This is a genomic window from Campylobacter concisus, assembly GCF_003048405.1.
Lineage (GTDB): Bacteria > Campylobacterota > Campylobacteria > Campylobacterales > Campylobacteraceae > Campylobacter_A > Campylobacter_A concisus_Q.
The window spans coordinates 932,674-949,958 of the sequence record NZ_PIQS01000001.1 but is presented as its reverse complement, the minus strand read 5'-3'; the positions used below and the strand labels follow the sequence as shown (position 1 = coordinate 949,958).

The window sequence follows — 17,285 nt, the reverse complement described above, 5'->3', positions numbered from 1 at the left end:
TTTTAGTTAATTACAAAATTTCTCTTACAGCTCTAGCATCGCTCATCCAGGCAAAAAGTTCATCCCAGTGTTCATCTTTGATGAGATCTTTGCACAAATTTAGCTCTTTTTCAAACATATTTATGGCTTCAACAACATTATTTTTATTTTGCTTAAAGATATCGCTCCACATAAAAGGCGAGCTCTTTGCAACACGTATCATGCCCTTAAATGTAGGTCCACCTAGTGCCACAATATGCCTTTTATCCTCTTCTTTTAAAATCCCACTCGCAAGAGAAAATGCAATCGCATGAGGCAAATGCGAAATAAGACCCACGTGATGATCATGTTCTTTCGCACTCATAAAAATAATCTTCATGCCAAGGCAAGAAAATAGCTCAACGCTTCTTTTTACATGTTTTTCTGCGCTCTCAGCAAAGTCACAAACGATAACAGTTGCTCCTGTGTAAAGTGATTTGAAAGCAGCCTCTGGACCAGAATACTCAGTACCTGCCATTGGATGAGCTGGAATGAAATTTTTACGAATTTTTTCTGGTACTGCCTCGATGATCTTTTGTTTAGTTGAGCCAAAATCAATGATAGTTGTATCTTCGCTGATATCAGTTAAATTTTGCACGATGCTCACGATAGCCTCGACTGGTACAGCCAAAAAGATGATGTCACACTTCTTTTTCATCTCATCTATACTTAAAATTTCATGCACCAAGCCAAGCTCTAAGGCCTTTTTGCTATGATTTTCATCTTTGTCATATCCGCTAACACAAGAAATTAATTTTTCATCTTTTAATGCTAACCCAAGTGAGCCGCCCATAAGACCAAGTCCGATGATACCTATTTTCATAAAAAACCTTCAAAATTATAAAATTTAAATTTATTAAAAATAAAATATGATATTATACGCACTTATACTAAAACTCTAGGTTAAATTTAATGAAAAAGAAATTATTTTTATTAGCATTAGCTTTCAGTGGCCTAAGCGCACAAACAATCCAGTCAATAAATTTTAAAGGCCTAATTCACCTTTCGCCTGAAGTAGCAAGCCAAATAATGGGCCTAAAAGTCGGTCAGGATTTGACTCCAAAGCTTAGCGATAAGGCGATCACAAATTTATACAAACAAAATTATTTCGACGATATCTACATAGAAGATACAGGCAATGGCAATCTTTTAGTAGCTGTAAAAGAGAAGCCAAGTGTTGCGAGAGTCGATCTAAAAGGCGTCGTAACAAATGATAAAACTGCGATCGAGTCACTAATCAACATCAAACCAGGCAATATGTATGATGAGCTTACAATAGAAAAAACTAAAGAGAGAATTCGTCAGTATTATGAGTCAAAGGGTTATTTTGATACCGTTGTAGACGTAGAAAAACAACCAGTTGCAGATAACGACAGCTCACTTTTTATAACACTTAACATAAACCGTGGCGAAAATATGATAATCAAAAATGTAAATTTAGTCGGTGCAAAAGAGTTTGATTATGACGACATTGAGCCAGTAGTTGCAAATAAAAGTAGAGAATTTATGGGTTGGCTTTGGGGTAGAAATGACGGTAAAGTTAAACTTTTTGAGCTTGAAAATGATCCAGCAAGAATACAAGACAAATATTTCCAAAAAGGCTATTTAGACGCGACTATTTCGTCACCTTATTTAAATTCATCGTTTGATAATTACACAGCCGATCTTACTTATTATGTTCATGAGGGTGAGCCTTATAAGGTTTCAAATGTAAGCATTACAGCACCTGAGGAGCTAGAGCTTGATACTAAAAAGATTATAGATGACTTTAGGCTTGAGGCCGGTGATACGATGAACTCAGCAAGACTTCGCCAAGATATGAAAAAGCTCGATGATATGGTTGCTGATAAAGGTTATGCATTTGTAAAAGTCTATCCAAAGACTGATAAATTTGATGAAAATAAAACTGTCGATATTGACTACGAAGTCGATCCTGGTGAAAAAGTATATATAAGAAATGTTCAAATTTCAGGAAACGATAGGACTGTTGACCGCGTTGTAAGACGCGAACTTTATCTAACTGAAGGAAATTTATATAGTAGAACTGACCTTCAAGACTCAAAAGACGCACTAAAAAGAACAAGCTACTTTGATGATGTTGAGATAGAAGAAGATCCGGTTGATAAAAATACAGTTGATCTAAAAGTAAAAGTAAAAGAAGCCTCAACTGGCTCAATAAGCGGTGGTATCGGATACGGTAGCAGTGACGGACTACTACTAAACGCAGCACTTTCTGACACAAATATCTTTGGCTCTGGTCTTCAAGGACAAGTAAGCGTAGATAAGAGCGACAGAGAGCTTTCAGGTCAGATAAGTCTTACAAATCCAAGAATTTTTGACTCAGAGTATAGCCTTGGCGGAACACTTTACGCAAATGACTATGACTGGAGAACATATAAAGAGAGAAGCTATGGCTTTAGCACAACATTAGGTAGAAAACTAACTAGAAATTTAAGCGCATCGCTTACTTACAATATTGAGCAAAGCAAAATTACTTTAAAAGATGATGAACTAAGAGATATCAACACAAAAACTAAAAAAGAAATTTATAGAGAAGGTAAAGCTATAAAAAGCGCTATAACTCCAGCTTTAACATATAATAGCACTGATGATTATTACTTGCCAAGACGTGGCATCATAGCTGGCACATCATTTGAGATAGCTGGACTTGGTGGCGATATAGACTTTATCAAAAATCGCACAAATTTTAACTACTATCTAGGTCTTAGAGAATACATCGACTACGATCTTATCTTAAGATATAAAGCAAGCTTTGGCAAAATTTGGGAAAGAGGATATACTCCGATTAACGAAAGACTTTACCTTGGTGGCATAAGAAGCTTACGTGGTTACGAGAGCAGAACTGTATCTCCAAAGGTAAAATATAATGGCGACTACTACGAATACGGCGGCGAAACTTCATTTAATAATTCAGCTGAAATAAGCTTCCCTATAATAGATCGTGTCAAAATGCGTGGCGTTGTATTTTACGACTATGGTATGATCGGTGAAAATAGTCTAAATGAGATAAAAAGATCGTCAGTTGGTACTGGTATCGAGTGGATAACTCCTATTGGGCCACTTCAACTAATCTTTGCAAAAGCTCTTAAACCTAAAGAGGGCGACGATACAAATACATTTGAATTTACTATCGGAAGACGCTTCTAATAAGATACTTTAAAGGGGCTAACTTGCCCCTTTAAACCTCTACAAATAAACAAACTTTAAGTCATATAAGAAAAAGCAAGGCAAACATTAGATATAATCCCACAATTTTTAATATAAGTGGGTAAAAATATGAATTTCTCAGATATTTTTTCAAAGATAAGAAAAGCTCAACCTCGTCCAGAAGAAGCACCTACACACTGGGTAAAATGCGATAATTGTCACTCACTGATGTACTACAAAGAAGTTGAAGCTTGTTTTAATGTATGCCCAAAATGCGGCTATCATATGAGATTAAAAGCTACTGATCGTATAAATTTGATCTGTGATGAAGATAGCTTTGTAGAATTTGACGCGAATTTAAAGCCGGTAGATCCATTAAATTTTGTCGATAAAAAATCATACAAAAAAAGAATCACAGAAAATAAAGAAAAAACAGGACGCACAAGCTCAGTGATATGTGGCGAAGGCAAATGCGACGGACAAGAGATTCAGCTGGTTGTTTTTGACTTTGGCTTCATGGGCGGTTCGCTAGCTTCAGTTGAGGGTGAAAAGATCGTAAGAGCGATAAAACGAGCGATAGAAAAACGCCAAGCTTTAGTCATAGTGAGTGCTTCAGGCGGAGCTAGAATGCAAGAGAGTACATTTTCTTTGATGCAAATGTCAAAGACATCAGCTGCTTTAAAACTACTTGATGAAGCAAAATTACCTTATATCTCAATACTTACTGATCCGACAATGGGTGGCGTTAGTGCCTCTTTTGCTTGGCTTGGAGATCTAATAATCGCTGAACCTGGCGCTTTAATAGGCTTTGCTGGTCAAAGGGTCATCAAACAAACCATTGGTGCTGACCTTCCAGAGGGATTTCAAAGAGCTGAGTTTTTGTTAGAGCATGGCCTAATCGATGCTATTGTGCCAAGAAGCGAACATAAAAAATATATAAGCGATATGGTTAAATTTCTCACAAATAATAAGACAATACATCAAAAAGATAACCAAGATGAGAGTGGAAACAACTTTGAACTAAAGCTAAAAACCAAAGGCTAAATTTGGAAATTTCAGTTTTTAGCATTCAAAAATCATCACGTGACAACTTTGAAAACGAGATACAAGAATATATAAAAATGAGTGCAAAATTTGCCAAGATAAACGATAAAGTCTTTTTCAATGAAAAAATAGCAAAAGCTCAAAGTACTGGAAAAAGCGAAGCATTAAGAGCTTATGATGAAATTTATGAGCCAAATTTAAAAGGCTTTTGCGTAATGCTTGATGAAAATGGCTTGCAACTTGACAGCCAAGAATTCGCACAAATTTTAAACTCAAATTCACAAATTAACTTTTTCATAGGTGGAGCTTATGGCCTTAGCCAAAATTTAAAGAATAAAGCGCAAAAAATTGTAAGCTTAAGCAAGATGACGATGGCACATAAGGTTGCCAAGCTTGTACTTTTTGAGCAAATTTTTAGAGCACTTTGCATAAATGCAAACCACCCATATCACAAATAAAGGAATATAAATGACACAAACTGAGCTAAATTTTTTTAAAAAATTACTTGAAGAAAGAAAATTACAGATCAAAAAAAATATCTATGATTCATCTGTTGAAGTAAATGGCTTAAGAGATAGTGGTGTAAGCGATGAGTTTGATATAGCCTCGGTAAATACAGACCAGCTAATAGAGCATTCCATCTCGACGCAACAAAGAGCGGAGCTATCAGAAATAGATGAAGCACTAGAGAAGATAGCAAACAAAACTTATGGAATTTGTGATATGTGTGAAGAGGAGATCAGTATACCGCGACTAAAGGTAAAACCACATGCAAAATACTGCATAACTTGCCGTGAAATAATCGAAAAAACAGCAAAAAACTAAGGAGAAAACATGAAAACTAGAAAATTTCTCGTCTACTGCATAATCTACATAGTAGTTGTTGCAGGGCTTACTTATTCTCTTAATAGTTCTGATTACACATTTGAGCTTTTAGGCCAAACTATAACTTTGCCAATTGCTATTTGGGTCGCTCTTCCAGTAGCTGTTTTAGCACTTCTTGCCCTACTTCATATCGCTTATCATGGATATGCTTTTTATAGATATAAAAAATGGATCAAAAAAGATAGCCAGCTTTATAAAGACTTAGCCAAAGAGACGCTTCTTGGCTTTGAGAGCAACAAAGACTTCAAAACCGACACTTACAAGATCGCCTCACAGCTTACTCGTTCTATCTCACCAGTAGGCGAGCTTAAAGATGTCGGTGTAGATGATGCCGAGATAAACAATATCTTACAAACTATAAAAAGTATAAAAAATAAAGAGATCGTCGATCTAAAGAAATTTAGACTAGCAAAAGATAGCAAGTTGAATATCCTAAATGAGCTAAATAAAATCGAGCAACTACCTACTTATTATCTTGACATACTTAAAAATCAAGATCAAAACGAGAGCCTTAAAAAAGCTGCATTTGATAAACTCATAAAAGTAGCTTCTTTTAGCGAAATCAAAAGATTAAATTTTGAGCTAGCAAGTGAAGATATAATGCTTATTATTACCCGATTTGTAAATGACGAGATCGATCTAAGCAGTGATGAAATTTTTGATCTTTTAAACAACGTAAAAGTGACAAAAACTCAATACGACAAAGCAGCCATAATGCTTAAAAATAAGCTAAAACCAGATGCATTTATCGGCATATTTGAGAAGCTAAAAAGCATCCACGCTGACGCTGATGAGGCTTACGTATATGCGCTATTTGAGCTTCAGATGCTTGATAAAGTAAGAGAGGCTATCGAAGGTAGCGACCCAGATGAGTTTAAAGAGATAAAGGTCTTGCTGTTTTTACGAGATAACGGCAAAATGGTACCTAGCTCATTATTTTTTAAATGATAGACTTTAGTAAAAAGCCACTTTTCTTAGCGCCTCTTGCTGGCTTTTCTGACTTGCCACTAAGAAGCGTAGTTAAGAAATTTGGCTGCGATGTCACTGTTAGCGAAATGATCAGCGCAAATGCCTTGGTCTATGAGAGCAGTGACAAAACGCTTGAAATGCTTAAAAAATCCCCAAACGAAGAGCCCTACGTCGTTCAAATAGCTGGTAGCGATATAGAAAATATAAAAAAAGCCGTGCAGATAATCAATAAATTTGATGGAATTTATGGGCTGGATCTAAACTGCGGCTGCCCTGTGCCAAAGGTCGTTAGACAAGGTGCGGGATCGGCTTTGTTAAACGATCTTGACAAACTTCAAAATATAATCTCAGCCATAAAAAGCGTCTCAAACAAAGAGAGCCTAAGCGTTAAATTTAGACTTGGCTTTAACGATAAAAATGAAGAAAAAATCGCAAAGGCCTGCGAAGAAGCCGGCGCAGACTACATCGCAGTACATGGACGCACAAGAGCTGGCGGATATAGTGCAAAGGTTGATTACGAAGCGATTGCTAGAGTAAAGGCAAGCGTAAAAATCCCAGTCGTCGCAAATGGCGATATAAACGCACAAAATGCAGATGAAATTTTAAATTTCACAAAATGCGACGCCCTAATGATCGGTAGAGCAAGCATTGGCAATCCTTGGATATTTCACGAGATAAAGACCAAAACTAGCGTGGATAAGGCACTAAAGCAAGAGATCATACTGGCTCACTTTGACGCGATGATCGAGCACTACGGCGAGCACGGACTTTGCATATTTAGAAAGCACTTGCATCAATACAGCAAGGGCATCGACGGCGCAACAACCTTTAGAAACGATATAAATTTCATCAAAGACGTGACAGCGATGAGAGAGTGTATAAGGGAGTTTTTTGCCTAGATGCAAGGCTATATCCTGCGCGTGCAAAAGGTCAGAGATGAGGACCTTTTAGTCTTTGTGCTAACGCCAAATTTGCTTGTAAAGTCGTATAGATTTTTTGGCGCTCGCCACTCAAACATCATGACTGGCTACAAGATCGACTTTGAGCTAGAGCAAGAGGCAAAATTTCTACCAAAGCTTAGAAGCATACTTCATCTTGGATTTAAATGGCTGTTAGAGCGTGATAAACTTATCATTTGGCAGCAGTTCATGCGCCTACTTTATGATCATCTAAAAGAGGTCGAGCAGCTTGATGAAATTTATTTTAACGAGCTTGATCGCTGCGCCAAACAGATGCAGCTGCAAAATCCAAAACGCCTTATCATCGAAAGCTACGTCAAAATTTTAGAGTATGAAGGCAGGCTTCACAGCGAGCTTGAGTGCTTTATCTGCGATGAGGAGATAGAAAACGAGCTTTGCCTAACTCGTGGCTTTTTGCCCTCTCATAAGCACTGCCTTGATAGGAGCGAATTTGACACTAGCAAGATCAAAAATTTGTTTGATACAAAAAGCACGATCGAGCTAAATGACGATGAGATAAACCGCCTTTATAAAATTTTACTTGACGGGCTTTAAACTCTATTATGACTATTTTTTAAGCTTAAATTTTCTAAGTTATAAAATTCTAACCAGTAGTTTTTGTACTAAATGCATTTGTATTTATTGTATATTACACTTTTGATTTATGCACAAGTACAAAAATTTTATCGATTCATACATTTTTTATTTATTTTGATAAAAGCCAATTAAGATAGAAATATTTATAACTTGCTTCTTGGGATTAGTCCCAAGAAGCAAGTAAAATTTTACTCTTCACTACTACTATTGAGAGCAAAAAAAGTATCAGTATGGATATTTTCAAATGCTGCTTTTAGCGAAGTAAAAAGTTTTGGATTTTCTTTTTCTAAGGTTGCTAAAAGCTGTTTGGTTTCATATCTAGCATGTGGCATCTTCACGTCAAACCTCATTGCAGGACATGCTTCATCACCGATAACTCTTAATTCATTTTTGATAGCATTTTCGCGAAGCTGTCTCTCGCGAACGAAGATAAATGGCCTAATAACCGTGATGCCATTTTTTGCAATATATTTTGGAGCAAGCGTCCTTAGTGCACCATTATATGTAAAGTTCATAAAAAAGCTCTCCGCTGCATCGTCTAAATGATGAGCAATCGCAAGTTTATTAAAACCATGCTTTAAAGCGTAAGTATAAAGATAGCCTCTTCTCATACGAGAAAAGAAGCTACAAAAGCTAGAATTTTTACGGATTTTCTCTTTTGAAATTTCAAAAATTGAGCTATCTATTACTTCGTGCTCTATTCCGTGCTCATTGCAATGCTTCGTAAGATAAGCGTAGTCCTCACCCATGCCGTAGCTTAGTGTTACTGCTTTAAACTCAAATTTCTCAGGTGTAACGTTTTGGATATGCTTTAGTACGTGAGCTAGTGCGAGGCTATCTTTACCACCGCTAAGACCAAGCAAGATCTTATCTCCGCCCTCTATCATCTTGTATCTGGCGTTTGTCTGACCAACTTGCCTAAGAAGCCTTTTACTAAGCTCTATCATAAGCTTTCTACCATTTCAAGTATAAATTTTGCACTAACATTTGCTGAATCTTGCAAAAATTTATCAAAGTCAAACTCTGCTGCATCACCAGCTCCATCACTAATAGCTCTTAGTATAAAAAATGGCACGCCAAGTGTTTCGCAAACTAACGCAACGCTAGCGCCTTCCATCTCGGTAGCGCTCGCATTAAATATCTTTTTAATCCAAGCTTTCTTTTCATTATCGCAGATAAACTGATCTCCGGTCGCAATAATACCAGCGCTTAAGCTCATATCTTTTTTATCAGCTATCTTTTTTGCCAGTTCATTTAGCCCTTCATCACTTTTGACAAAAATACTTGTGCCTGGCACATAGCCATAAGGATGGCCAAAAGCCGTAATATCAAGATCATGTTGCACTAAGCTAGTAGCATAAAGCATATCGCCTATTTTTAAACTCTCATCAAGTGAGCCAGCTACGCCGGTAAAGAGCAATTTTGAGGCCTTAAATTTTTCTATCATCAAAGTTGCTGTTATAGCTGCATTTACTTTACCTATCTTTGAATAAGCAATGACTAGCTCTTTTCCTTTGTAGTTTACTAAGTAAAATTTATTATTTGCATATTGAACAGTTTTATATTCACCAACCATTTCAAGGATCGGTGTTATCTCCTCTTGCATAGCTCCAAGTATCGCTATCATCTCTCCTCCAAAATTTTCACAACTTCTTCAAGACTTGCCATATCAGTAATACTATAAGTTGGCTTTTCAGTAATTTTTTTATTGATGCCCTTTAACGTCGCAGCACCAAGCTCGATAAAACAATCAACATTATTTTCATAGTTTTTAATGCTCTGTTTATAGCAAACTGGTTTTATTAGCTGCTCTTTTAGTAGGACTAGTGCTTCGCTTTTATCAGTATAAATTTCAGCATTTACATTTGAGACAACTGGAGAAAAATTGGTAGCCAAAGTACTCTCAAGCTCGCTTGCTAGTCTAACACTAGCTGGCTCAAGTATCGGACAATGGCTTGCTACTGACATATTTAAAAGCATTGCTCTTTTTGCGCCAGCTTCTTTAAATTTTGCTTCATAGCTAGCAAGATCAGCTCTTACGCCAGCGACAACGATTTGTCCATCGCAGTTGTAGTTTGCAGCATAAATTTGTAAACCTTCTTCTCTTGCTTTTTTACAAATTTCTTCAACCACTTCATCACTAAGTCCAAGAACTACCATCATGCCAGCATCTTTGCCAACGCAGGCTTCTTGCATAAATTTACCACGTAAATTCACAAGCCTAATCGCATCAATAAAATTAAATGCTCCACTAACTGCAAGAGCGGTGAATTCTCCAAGTGAGTGCCCAAGACTAAATTCTGGTTTTTCTTTAATAAAATTTGAAAAAGCCAAATAAGTCATTAGCGAGTTTAAGACGATAGCTGGCTGAGTAAATTCTGTTTTATCTAACTTATCGTTTTGTGTAAATAAAAGCTCTTTGTAATCAATGCCAGTATCATTACAAGCATCATTTAAAAGTAATTTAGCAGTAGAAAAATTTTCGTAAAAGTCTTTTCCCATACCAATACTTTGCGAGCCTTGGCCCGCAAAAACAAAAGCAAATTTTTTCATTTTAGCTTCTTAGTGATGGTGATGTCCATGTCCACCGCAACCGCAACCGCCATCCTCATGACCGTGTCCATGACCTCCGCAGCACTCATGTTCATGCTCATGATCGTGACCACCACAACCGCAAGTATGAGCCCCAGCTACCATGCCTGTTGCTTTTTCATCTTCTGTCGCATCTCTAACTTCTAAAACTTCAACATTAAATAACAAATCTTTACCAGCATATGGGTGATTAAAATCAACTGTTACTTCGTCATCTTTGATCTCTTTAACAATAACACGAACGCTTGAGCCATCCTCATTTTGACCAAAAAGCTCCATTCCTTCATGTAAATCTATACCAGCAAATTGCTCTTTTGGTAACGACTGAATGGCTTCATTATTATATTCACCACAACCCTCTGCTGCCTTTACACTTATAGTTGCTCTTTCGCCTGATTTTAATTTGCTTACTTCTTCTTCAAGCTTTTCTATAATATGGCCATGCCCTGTTATAAATGAAATTTGGCCACCTTCTTGCATGTTTGACTCTAAAATTTCACCAGTGTTAGCATCTTTTAGTTCGTAAAACATAGTTATAACTTGATCTTTACTCACAATAATCTCCTTAGATTTAGTTTTTTGATTAATGTGGGATTATATCTAAAAAAGATTAAAATTTAGTTTCTATTGGGAGAGGCTTTGGCTTCTTTGCTATCTGGATAACCGACTTTTAAAGCCTTATAAAATCTATTTGCACTTTGCGTATCACCTATCTTATCAAAGCTTATAGCTGTGTGATATAGAAGTTTTGGTGTATAGTCAGCCTTATCTTCGTCCTGTATGCTTTTTTTGTAGTATTGTATAGCTGTGCTGTATGATTTTTGACTGTAAGCAACTTCACCTAAATAATAATTTGTTGCACCAGTTTTATAGCCTTTTTTATTTAAATATTCAAAATATTCAGCTGCTTCTGTGCTATTGCCAGAATTTAGAAGTTTAATGCCATCAGCCAAAATATCTTTATCGCTTTTTCCACTAAAATTTGAAGTTGGCTTACTTTGTTGTTTTGGATTTGCATTTTGCTTTGGTTGAGCAGCATTTTTATCCATTATTGCACCTAATTTATTTAAGGCAGCAGTAATATTTTTGTAGTTTTTGTCTTGTATATCTCTAGTTTCATCAACATAAGCCTTCAATGATGTCAAACTTACACCAGAATCACTTATGCCACCATTTACCTTCGTCTCTATATCATTTATTCTTTGCTCAAGCTTATTCATTCTAGCACTCATGCTCTCAATCAAGCTTTGCAAACCTTGAAGTTGTTCTAAAACATTATTCATATTCTCTTCAATATTTTGAACGCTTCGCTTATTATTTAAGGTAACTTTTTCATTATCAGTTAGACCATATGGATTCGCACTATCCATATTGCCTGCATCAAAAGCTGAAATCTCTTGGCCAGAGGTAATGGAGATAGTGGCTCCAATCAGAGCCACTACAATTATTTTTTTGTTCATTATTATTTAATTATAAATTATGGAAGTACTTTGAAATCTGCACGTCTATTTTGAGCATCGCAAGCTTTTGTTTTGTCTGTACAAACTGGATTGCTTTCTCCAAAACTAACTACAGCGATTCTATCAGCACTAACGCCATTTCTTACAAGAGCATCTTTAGCACTTTTAGCACGTTTTAAACCAAGAGCATAGTTATACTCATCTGTACCCCACTCATCGCAGTTACCTTCTACTTTTATAGAAAGAGCTTGAGCGTCAGCTTGGTTGAATACTGATGCATTTGAGCTAACAACACCTTGCTGATCAGCTTTTATGTTAAATTTATCAAAGTCGAAGTATACACTTTTAACTTGACTCTCGATATTAGCAATAAGAGCTGCTAATCTATCAGCATCGCTCATGCTACCTGAATTGTCTGCAGATTGATTTGAATTTGAATTCATATCAACTTCAGGGTTTTTTGAGCTACAACCGCTAAACAATAAAGTTGCAACTGCAACACTTGCTAGAACTACTTTTTTCATTCCTTATCCTTTTTTAGAAATTTGGTCGAATTATATCACAAAAATTTTAAATTTTATCAGAATATTACCAATCTATAGATTGAATTTTTCCTACTTTTAAAGGAAACTGAAAACTTCTGTTTTCATTTAACCTAACAACCCCTAGTGAACTTTGACCGCCAAGCTCTTTTATAAAGACGACACTTTGCCCATCGCTTGAGAATCTTGGATAATTATTTTTGCCATTTGCTGTAAGCTGGCGTATAAAATCCGTTTGAGTTGAAATTAGATATATATTAAAACTACCGCTTGCTTCCCTGCTTGAATAAACAACATAATTTTCAAATGTACTTACAGAGTTGTTATTTTTACCATGAAATACCATTTGTTCAACACTTCCGCCAGAAATCGCAGGAGTTGCAAAAACATTAGGATAACCAAGCCTATCTGATACAAAAACTATCTTACTATCATTATCTACAAAATTTCCATTTACATCTATACCTGGATAATTAGTAATCTGCGTCAAATTTTTACTATTTGTATTATAGATAAAGATATCTGGTTGATCTTTTGGCGCCATAGTTAATAAAATTTTACTTCCGTCCTTACTAACATCTGAGGCTATAAGCATGCCAATACTATCAATTATCTTTGTTTTTGTACCAGAATTTAGATCATATCTAAATAAAGTTGGCTTATTGCTTACATAAGATGTATAGTAAAATTTACTTTGATCAGCTCCAGCCCATTTAGGGAAAATATTTAGTCCACCACTTACTATGGTCTTTTGATATGTAAGTGTATAATCAGCAACTATGATAGAACTTTGGCGAGCTGAAGTATATTTTGAAAGAATAATAAATTTTTCCATCCAGCCAACTGGTGGTAAATTTAGTTCATTAGTAAGCTCAACTATACTTTTATGCGCTAAAAACGGATACTTTGCACCGTCTGGCATTGTATAAACCTTCTCATATCTTGTAGTTGCTGTCTTAGCGTTTATCAGTTTTACTCTTAAAGTAAGAGGCGAGCCCATAGAGCCTTCAAGAGCATATCTAAAGATAAGCTCGACGCCTTTATCACTCATTGTATTAGTGGTTGCATCTCCTTCATAGGTAGAAGGCACATGATCTTCGATTACTTCAAAATCGGAACTAACCTTTAGATCTCCTAGCATGATTTTAAAGAATTTATCTTTAAAAGCCATATCGCTAACAGCAGTTGTTGCATCTTGCAAAGCTATCTTTGGCAAGGCAATACCTTGATTTACAACAGATATCGTCGCATCAGCAGCATAAAGCCCTAAAGCAACGCATAAAAAAAGAAAAATTTTCTTCATCTCTACTCCATAATTTTATAAATTTTAGTTTATTTTATCTTCTAAATTTAAATTAAAAGTAGTGCTCTTGTCTGGATTGAAAGGAAATTTCTCCGTCGTAAGCTTTTCAAGACACTCTTTTACTTTTGCATTAAATTCTTCATTGTATGATAGCTCTAAAATTTCATAGCTAAAATTTCCACTTTGATCTATCATAACTTTAACTTTAGCCAAATTTGCAGAATCAGCCTTATAGCTTTGCCATCTTCTTTGAATTTGTTTTGTTATCGCACCCATTAGTGGATCGTAAGTACCGGTAGATTGTGATTTTGGAGCGGTTGGATTTTGATCTATCTTTAGGCTTTTTATAATATCACTAGCCTCTTTTGCAGCCTTTGAGCTAGAAGCCTCGCTCTTTTTACGGCTTTGCACTTTATTTTCAACCTTTTTTATACCATCATCTTTTTTAAGTTTTGTAGGGTCTATGTCACTAAAGAGATCTTTTATATTTGGCTCTTTGGGTTTTGGCTTTTCAACTGGCTTTGGTGTAGGCTTAGGCTCAGGTTTTGGCTCTGGTTTAACATCTTCTTTAGACTCTTCACTTGGTTTTGGGATTTCAGGCTTTGGTTCTGGTTTTGGTTCCTCTTTTGGAGGAGTTGGTAAGCTTGGCGTAGGCAATGGTTCATCTGGTACAACAGGCTTATTTGTAGTCTCTTGCTTATCTTCTTCAGATTCCTTTTTAGGTTCAGGCTTTGTCTCTTTAACTACTTCATCTGCTTGTTTTGGAGCTTTAATGGTTTGATCAACTTCTCTATCAACCATAACCACATCCATAATAGCATCTTTATCATCGGTATATTTTTTAGGAGGTTCTACAAAAAATGTAAGCTTTATAAATAAAATAAGTATAATAGTAACGTAAATACAAGACGCTACAAGAAACGAACTAAGCGTTGGAAATTTAACTTTATTTGACATCTTAACCGTTTGTCTCTAAAGCTACTTTATTAAAACCAGCACCTTTCAAAGTCTTTAATACAAACATAACATCATCGTATTTTAAATTTTTATCAGCTTTTATATAGATAGGCGAGGTTTTATCGTATTTTGTACTCATTAATGCGATATTATCGGGAAACTCAGCAAGGCTCATAGTACTCTGATCAACTCTAACTTGTCCTTGTGAATTTATGGATACTATAAGGTCTTTTTGCTTAGATGTTGAAGTTTTTGCCTTTGAACCATCCGGAAGAGTAATATCCTCTTGATATGTTATGGTTGGCATAGTAACCATTAAAATGGCTAGTAAAACAAGCATAATATCAACAAGAGGAGTTATATTTAGCTCTGGTGTCTCATCGGTAAATTTAACGGCCATTTATAGTATCTCATCATCTTTTTTAAGTGCTATCATAACATCAGCCTGACGCTCAATAACACTCATTAATTCATAAGCTTTTCTTTTTATGAGTAAATTAAATGTATATGCTGGGATGGCAACAAAAATTCCGCAACCAGTTGCAACAAGTGCCTCTGAAATAGCTGGAGCAATAATACCAAGTGATGAACCTCCACCATTTCCAAGCTGTGAAAATGTCTCTAAAATAGAAACAACGGTTCCAAAAAGACCGATAAAAGGCGAAGTAGATGCTATTACACTTAGCCACGTTAGTCCACTTGTAGCATTTTTCTCGGCTATGCTTATACATACATTTAGCTTTTCTCTTGAGATTCTTCCATTTGCACATTTTCTCAAAGACGAATCATTTGGAATATTTTTAGCACCCATAAGCAGTGCTTCAAGTGCATTTTGCTCACGTTTTTGCCAAGCTCCAATACCAGCCATTCTTGAAAAAAGAATTGTGAAACTAACTATAAAATATATTGACAGCCAAGTTAAAACAATAATTGTAATAAAACTACTTCTTTGAATGTAATTTAAAAATAAATCTATACCGCCCACTTATCTAGTTCTCACTACATTTTCCATTTTAGATATAGTTGCTGCAAAAACATTTGTGTCACTACTCATACTCTCTATCAAATTTCTAGCAGCTTCCAATGAATTTGCAAGCTCGCTTTCACTATCACCAGAGACGTAAACCGCACCGTCAGCAAGTATTACTACCTTACCTTCGTCAATCTTTGCATAGCCCCAGTTAATCGCAACAACATCATGTTTTTTATTTTTATGTTCTATATCTATAATACCTGCTTTTAAAAGAGATATTAATGAGGCATGGTTTGGTAAAACACCAAACTCACCCTCGCTACCTGGAAGCACTACACTGCTCACGTCATCATTAAATATCTGACCTTGAGGAGTTACGATCTCTAAATGTAATTTATCCATTACGCTTCCTTTTTAAATTTAAGCCTTAAGTTTCTCAGCTTTAGCTAAAGCCTCATCTATATTTCCAACCATATAAAATGCTGCTTCTGGTAAATGATCATATTTACCCTCTAAAATTCCCTTAAAGCCAGCTATATTTTCGTCAAGACTTACATATTTGCCAGGGCTACCTGTAAATACTTCAGCAACGAAGAAAGGCTGAGATAAAAATCTCTCTATCTTTCTTGCTCTATCAACTGTTAGCTTATCTTCTTCGCTAAGCTCGTCCATACCAAGGATAGCGATGATATCTTGAAGATCTTTATATTTTTGAAGCACAGCTTGAACGCCACGAGCTACCTTATAGTGATCTGCTCCTAAAATTTGAGGATCGAGCATTCTTGAAGTAGAATCAAGCGGATCAACAGCTGGATAGATACCTTTCTCTGCGATCGATCTGTTAAGAACTGTCGTAGCATCAAGGTGAGCAAAAACAGTAGCAGGAGCTGGATCCGTAAGGTCGTCAGCTGGAACGTAAACAGCTTGAACAGATGTAATCGAACCTTTTTTAGTTGATGTGATTCTCTCTTGGAATTTACCCATCTCACTTGCAAGAGTTGGTTGATAACCAACAGCTGATGGGATACGTCCAAGTAGAGCTGACATCTCTGCACCTGATTGAGAGAAACGGAATATGTTATCGATAAACATCAAAACGTCAAGTCCCATCTCATCACGGAAGTACTCAGCCATTGTAAGACCAGTTAGTGCGATACGGTTTCTTGCTCCTGGTGGCTCATTCATTTGACCATAGCACAAGGCAACTTTATCCAAAACATTACTTTCTTTCATTTCATGATAAAGGTCGTTTCCTTCACGAGTTCTCTCTCCAACACCAGCAAATACAGAATAACCGCTGTGTTTAAACGCAACGTTGTGGATAAGCTCCATAATAATAACCGTTTTACCAACACCAGCACCACCAAATAGGCCTACTTTACCACCCTTTGCGTAAGGAGCTAGAAGGTCAACTACTTTGATACCAGTTTCAAAAATTTCACTTTTCGTACTTTGCTCTTCAAATGGAGGAGGATCGCGGTGGATAGACCAATGCTTATCAAAATTTATACCCTCGCCCTCGTCGATCAAATCACCAACTACGTTAAAAATTCTACCTAGAACTTTTTCACCAACTGGCACACTAATAGGTGCACCAAGTGCTTTAGCCTCTAAGCCACGAGTCAAGCCCTCACTCATATCCATAGCGATCGTTCTGACTCTATTATCGCCTAGGTGAGCAGCAACTTCTAATATTAGTTTATGTTTCTTGCCCTCAACCTCAAAGAAAACTTCGATAGCTTCATTGATCTTTGGCAAGTAGTCATTAAAGTCAACATCGACCACAGGGCCCATAACTTGACTAATAACACCCTTCAT

The 17,285-nt window shown here is 36.2% G+C and carries 20 protein-coding genes; 7 read left to right on the top strand and 13 right to left on the bottom strand.

Translation table 11 applies throughout. The features are described from left to right. Positions 1–10: 10 nt before the first annotated feature. On the bottom strand, positions 11–841 hold the full coding sequence (locus CVT18_RS05000; RefSeq protein WP_103629139.1) for a prephenate dehydrogenase: 831 nt from the start codon (positions 839–841) through the stop codon (positions 11–13). A gap of 89 nt (positions 842–930) precedes the next feature. On the opposite strand from CVT18_RS05000, the gene bamA reads away from it, so the two are divergent. The 7 genes from bamA (at position 931) to recO (ending at position 7,598) form a co-directional block, all read left to right on the top strand. Continuing rightward, the gene (gene bamA, locus CVT18_RS04995; RefSeq protein WP_103604258.1) at positions 931–3,186 is read left to right on the top strand and encodes an outer membrane protein assembly factor BamA; all 2,256 of its coding nucleotides are present in this window, start codon (positions 931–933) and stop codon (positions 3,184–3,186) included. Positions 3,187–3,315: 129 nt separating this feature from the next. Continuing rightward, a complete protein-coding gene (gene accD, locus CVT18_RS04990) occupies positions 3,316–4,230 on the top strand; it encodes an acetyl-CoA carboxylase, carboxyltransferase subunit beta (protein ID WP_103629216.1) in 915 nt (304 codons plus the stop codon). A 2-nt stretch (positions 4,231–4,232) separates the two neighbouring features. Then, positions 4,233–4,688 (top strand): 23S rRNA (pseudouridine(1915)-N(3))-methyltransferase RlmH, encoded by a 456-nt coding sequence (locus CVT18_RS04985; RefSeq protein WP_084041273.1) that lies wholly within the window; start codon positions 4,233–4,235, stop codon positions 4,686–4,688. 10 nt (positions 4,689–4,698) lie between these two features. Further along, positions 4,699–5,055 (top strand): RNA polymerase-binding protein DksA, encoded by a 357-nt coding sequence (gene dksA, locus CVT18_RS04980; protein ID WP_035167251.1) that lies wholly within the window; start codon positions 4,699–4,701, stop codon positions 5,053–5,055. 9 nt (positions 5,056–5,064) lie between these two features. After that, entirely contained in the window at positions 5,065–6,063 is a 999-nt protein-coding gene (locus CVT18_RS04975; RefSeq protein ID WP_107769706.1) for a uroporphyrinogen III synthase HEM4, read from the top strand. After that, a complete protein-coding gene (locus tag CVT18_RS04970) occupies positions 6,060–6,983 on the top strand; it encodes a tRNA dihydrouridine synthase (RefSeq protein WP_103629141.1) in 924 nt (307 codons plus the stop codon). The genes CVT18_RS04975 and CVT18_RS04970 overlap by 4 nt, the downstream gene beginning before the upstream one ends. After that, the gene (gene recO / locus CVT18_RS04965) at positions 6,984–7,598 is read left to right on the top strand and encodes a recombination protein RecO (RefSeq protein WP_103629142.1); all 615 of its coding nucleotides are present in this window, start codon (positions 6,984–6,986) and stop codon (positions 7,596–7,598) included. A gap of 230 nt (positions 7,599–7,828) precedes the next feature. On the opposite strand, the gene CVT18_RS04960 is transcribed toward recO, so the two are convergent. The 12 genes from CVT18_RS04960 to atpD form a co-directional block, all read right to left on the bottom strand. After that, the gene (locus CVT18_RS04960) at positions 7,829–8,587 is read right to left on the bottom strand and encodes a tRNA 2-thiocytidine biosynthesis TtcA family protein (protein ID WP_103625008.1); all 759 of its coding nucleotides are present in this window, start codon (positions 8,585–8,587) and stop codon (positions 7,829–7,831) included. After that, positions 8,584–9,267 carry a 5'-methylthioadenosine/adenosylhomocysteine nucleosidase gene (locus CVT18_RS04955; RefSeq protein WP_107824296.1) on the bottom strand — a complete coding sequence of 228 codons (684 nt, stop codon included), beginning with the start codon at positions 9,265–9,267 and terminating at the stop codon, positions 8,584–8,586. Before CVT18_RS04955 ends, CVT18_RS04960 begins: the two co-directional genes overlap by 4 nt. Further along, positions 9,264–10,193, bottom strand: coding sequence for an ACP S-malonyltransferase (fabD, locus tag CVT18_RS04950; protein WP_103629144.1), 930 nt, complete (start codon positions 10,191–10,193; stop codon positions 9,264–9,266). The genes CVT18_RS04955 and fabD overlap by 4 nt, the downstream gene beginning before the upstream one ends. 9 nt (positions 10,194–10,202) lie before the next feature. Next, positions 10,203–10,793 carry an FKBP-type peptidyl-prolyl cis-trans isomerase gene (locus tag CVT18_RS04945; protein ID WP_223155480.1) on the bottom strand — a complete coding sequence of 197 codons (591 nt, stop codon included), beginning with the start codon at positions 10,791–10,793 and terminating at the stop codon, positions 10,203–10,205. A gap of 56 nt (positions 10,794–10,849) precedes the next feature. After that, a complete protein-coding gene (locus CVT18_RS04940) occupies positions 10,850–11,692 on the bottom strand; it encodes a tetratricopeptide repeat protein (protein WP_103629145.1) in 843 nt (280 codons plus the stop codon). A gap of 17 nt (positions 11,693–11,709) precedes the next feature. Then, the gene (locus CVT18_RS04935) at positions 11,710–12,216 is read right to left on the bottom strand and encodes an OmpA family protein (protein ID WP_107824295.1); all 507 of its coding nucleotides are present in this window, start codon (positions 12,214–12,216) and stop codon (positions 11,710–11,712) included. A 64-nt stretch (positions 12,217–12,280) separates the two neighbouring features. Beyond that, positions 12,281–13,537 (bottom strand): Tol-Pal system protein TolB, encoded by a 1,257-nt coding sequence (gene tolB, locus CVT18_RS04930; protein WP_103629146.1) that lies wholly within the window; start codon positions 13,535–13,537, stop codon positions 12,281–12,283. A gap of 24 nt (positions 13,538–13,561) precedes the next feature. Next, positions 13,562–14,494: a TonB C-terminal domain-containing protein gene (locus CVT18_RS04925; protein WP_103629147.1), complete on the bottom strand. Its 933-nt coding sequence runs from the start codon at positions 14,492–14,494 to the stop codon at positions 13,562–13,564. Between the two features lies 1 nt (position 14,495). Further along, a complete protein-coding gene (locus CVT18_RS04920) occupies positions 14,496–14,894 on the bottom strand; it encodes a biopolymer transporter ExbD (protein WP_021090535.1) in 399 nt (132 codons plus the stop codon). Further along, on the bottom strand, positions 14,895–15,479 hold the full coding sequence (locus tag CVT18_RS04915) for a MotA/TolQ/ExbB proton channel family protein (RefSeq protein ID WP_051288435.1): 585 nt from the start codon (positions 15,477–15,479) through the stop codon (positions 14,895–14,897). Beyond that, positions 15,480–15,869: an ATP synthase F1 subunit epsilon gene (atpC, locus tag CVT18_RS04910; RefSeq protein WP_103629148.1), complete on the bottom strand. Its 390-nt coding sequence runs from the start codon at positions 15,867–15,869 to the stop codon at positions 15,480–15,482. A gap of 18 nt (positions 15,870–15,887) precedes the next feature. Further along, positions 15,888–17,285: a F0F1 ATP synthase subunit beta gene (gene atpD, locus CVT18_RS04905; RefSeq protein WP_002939420.1), complete on the bottom strand. Its 1,398-nt coding sequence runs from the start codon at positions 17,283–17,285 to the stop codon at positions 15,888–15,890.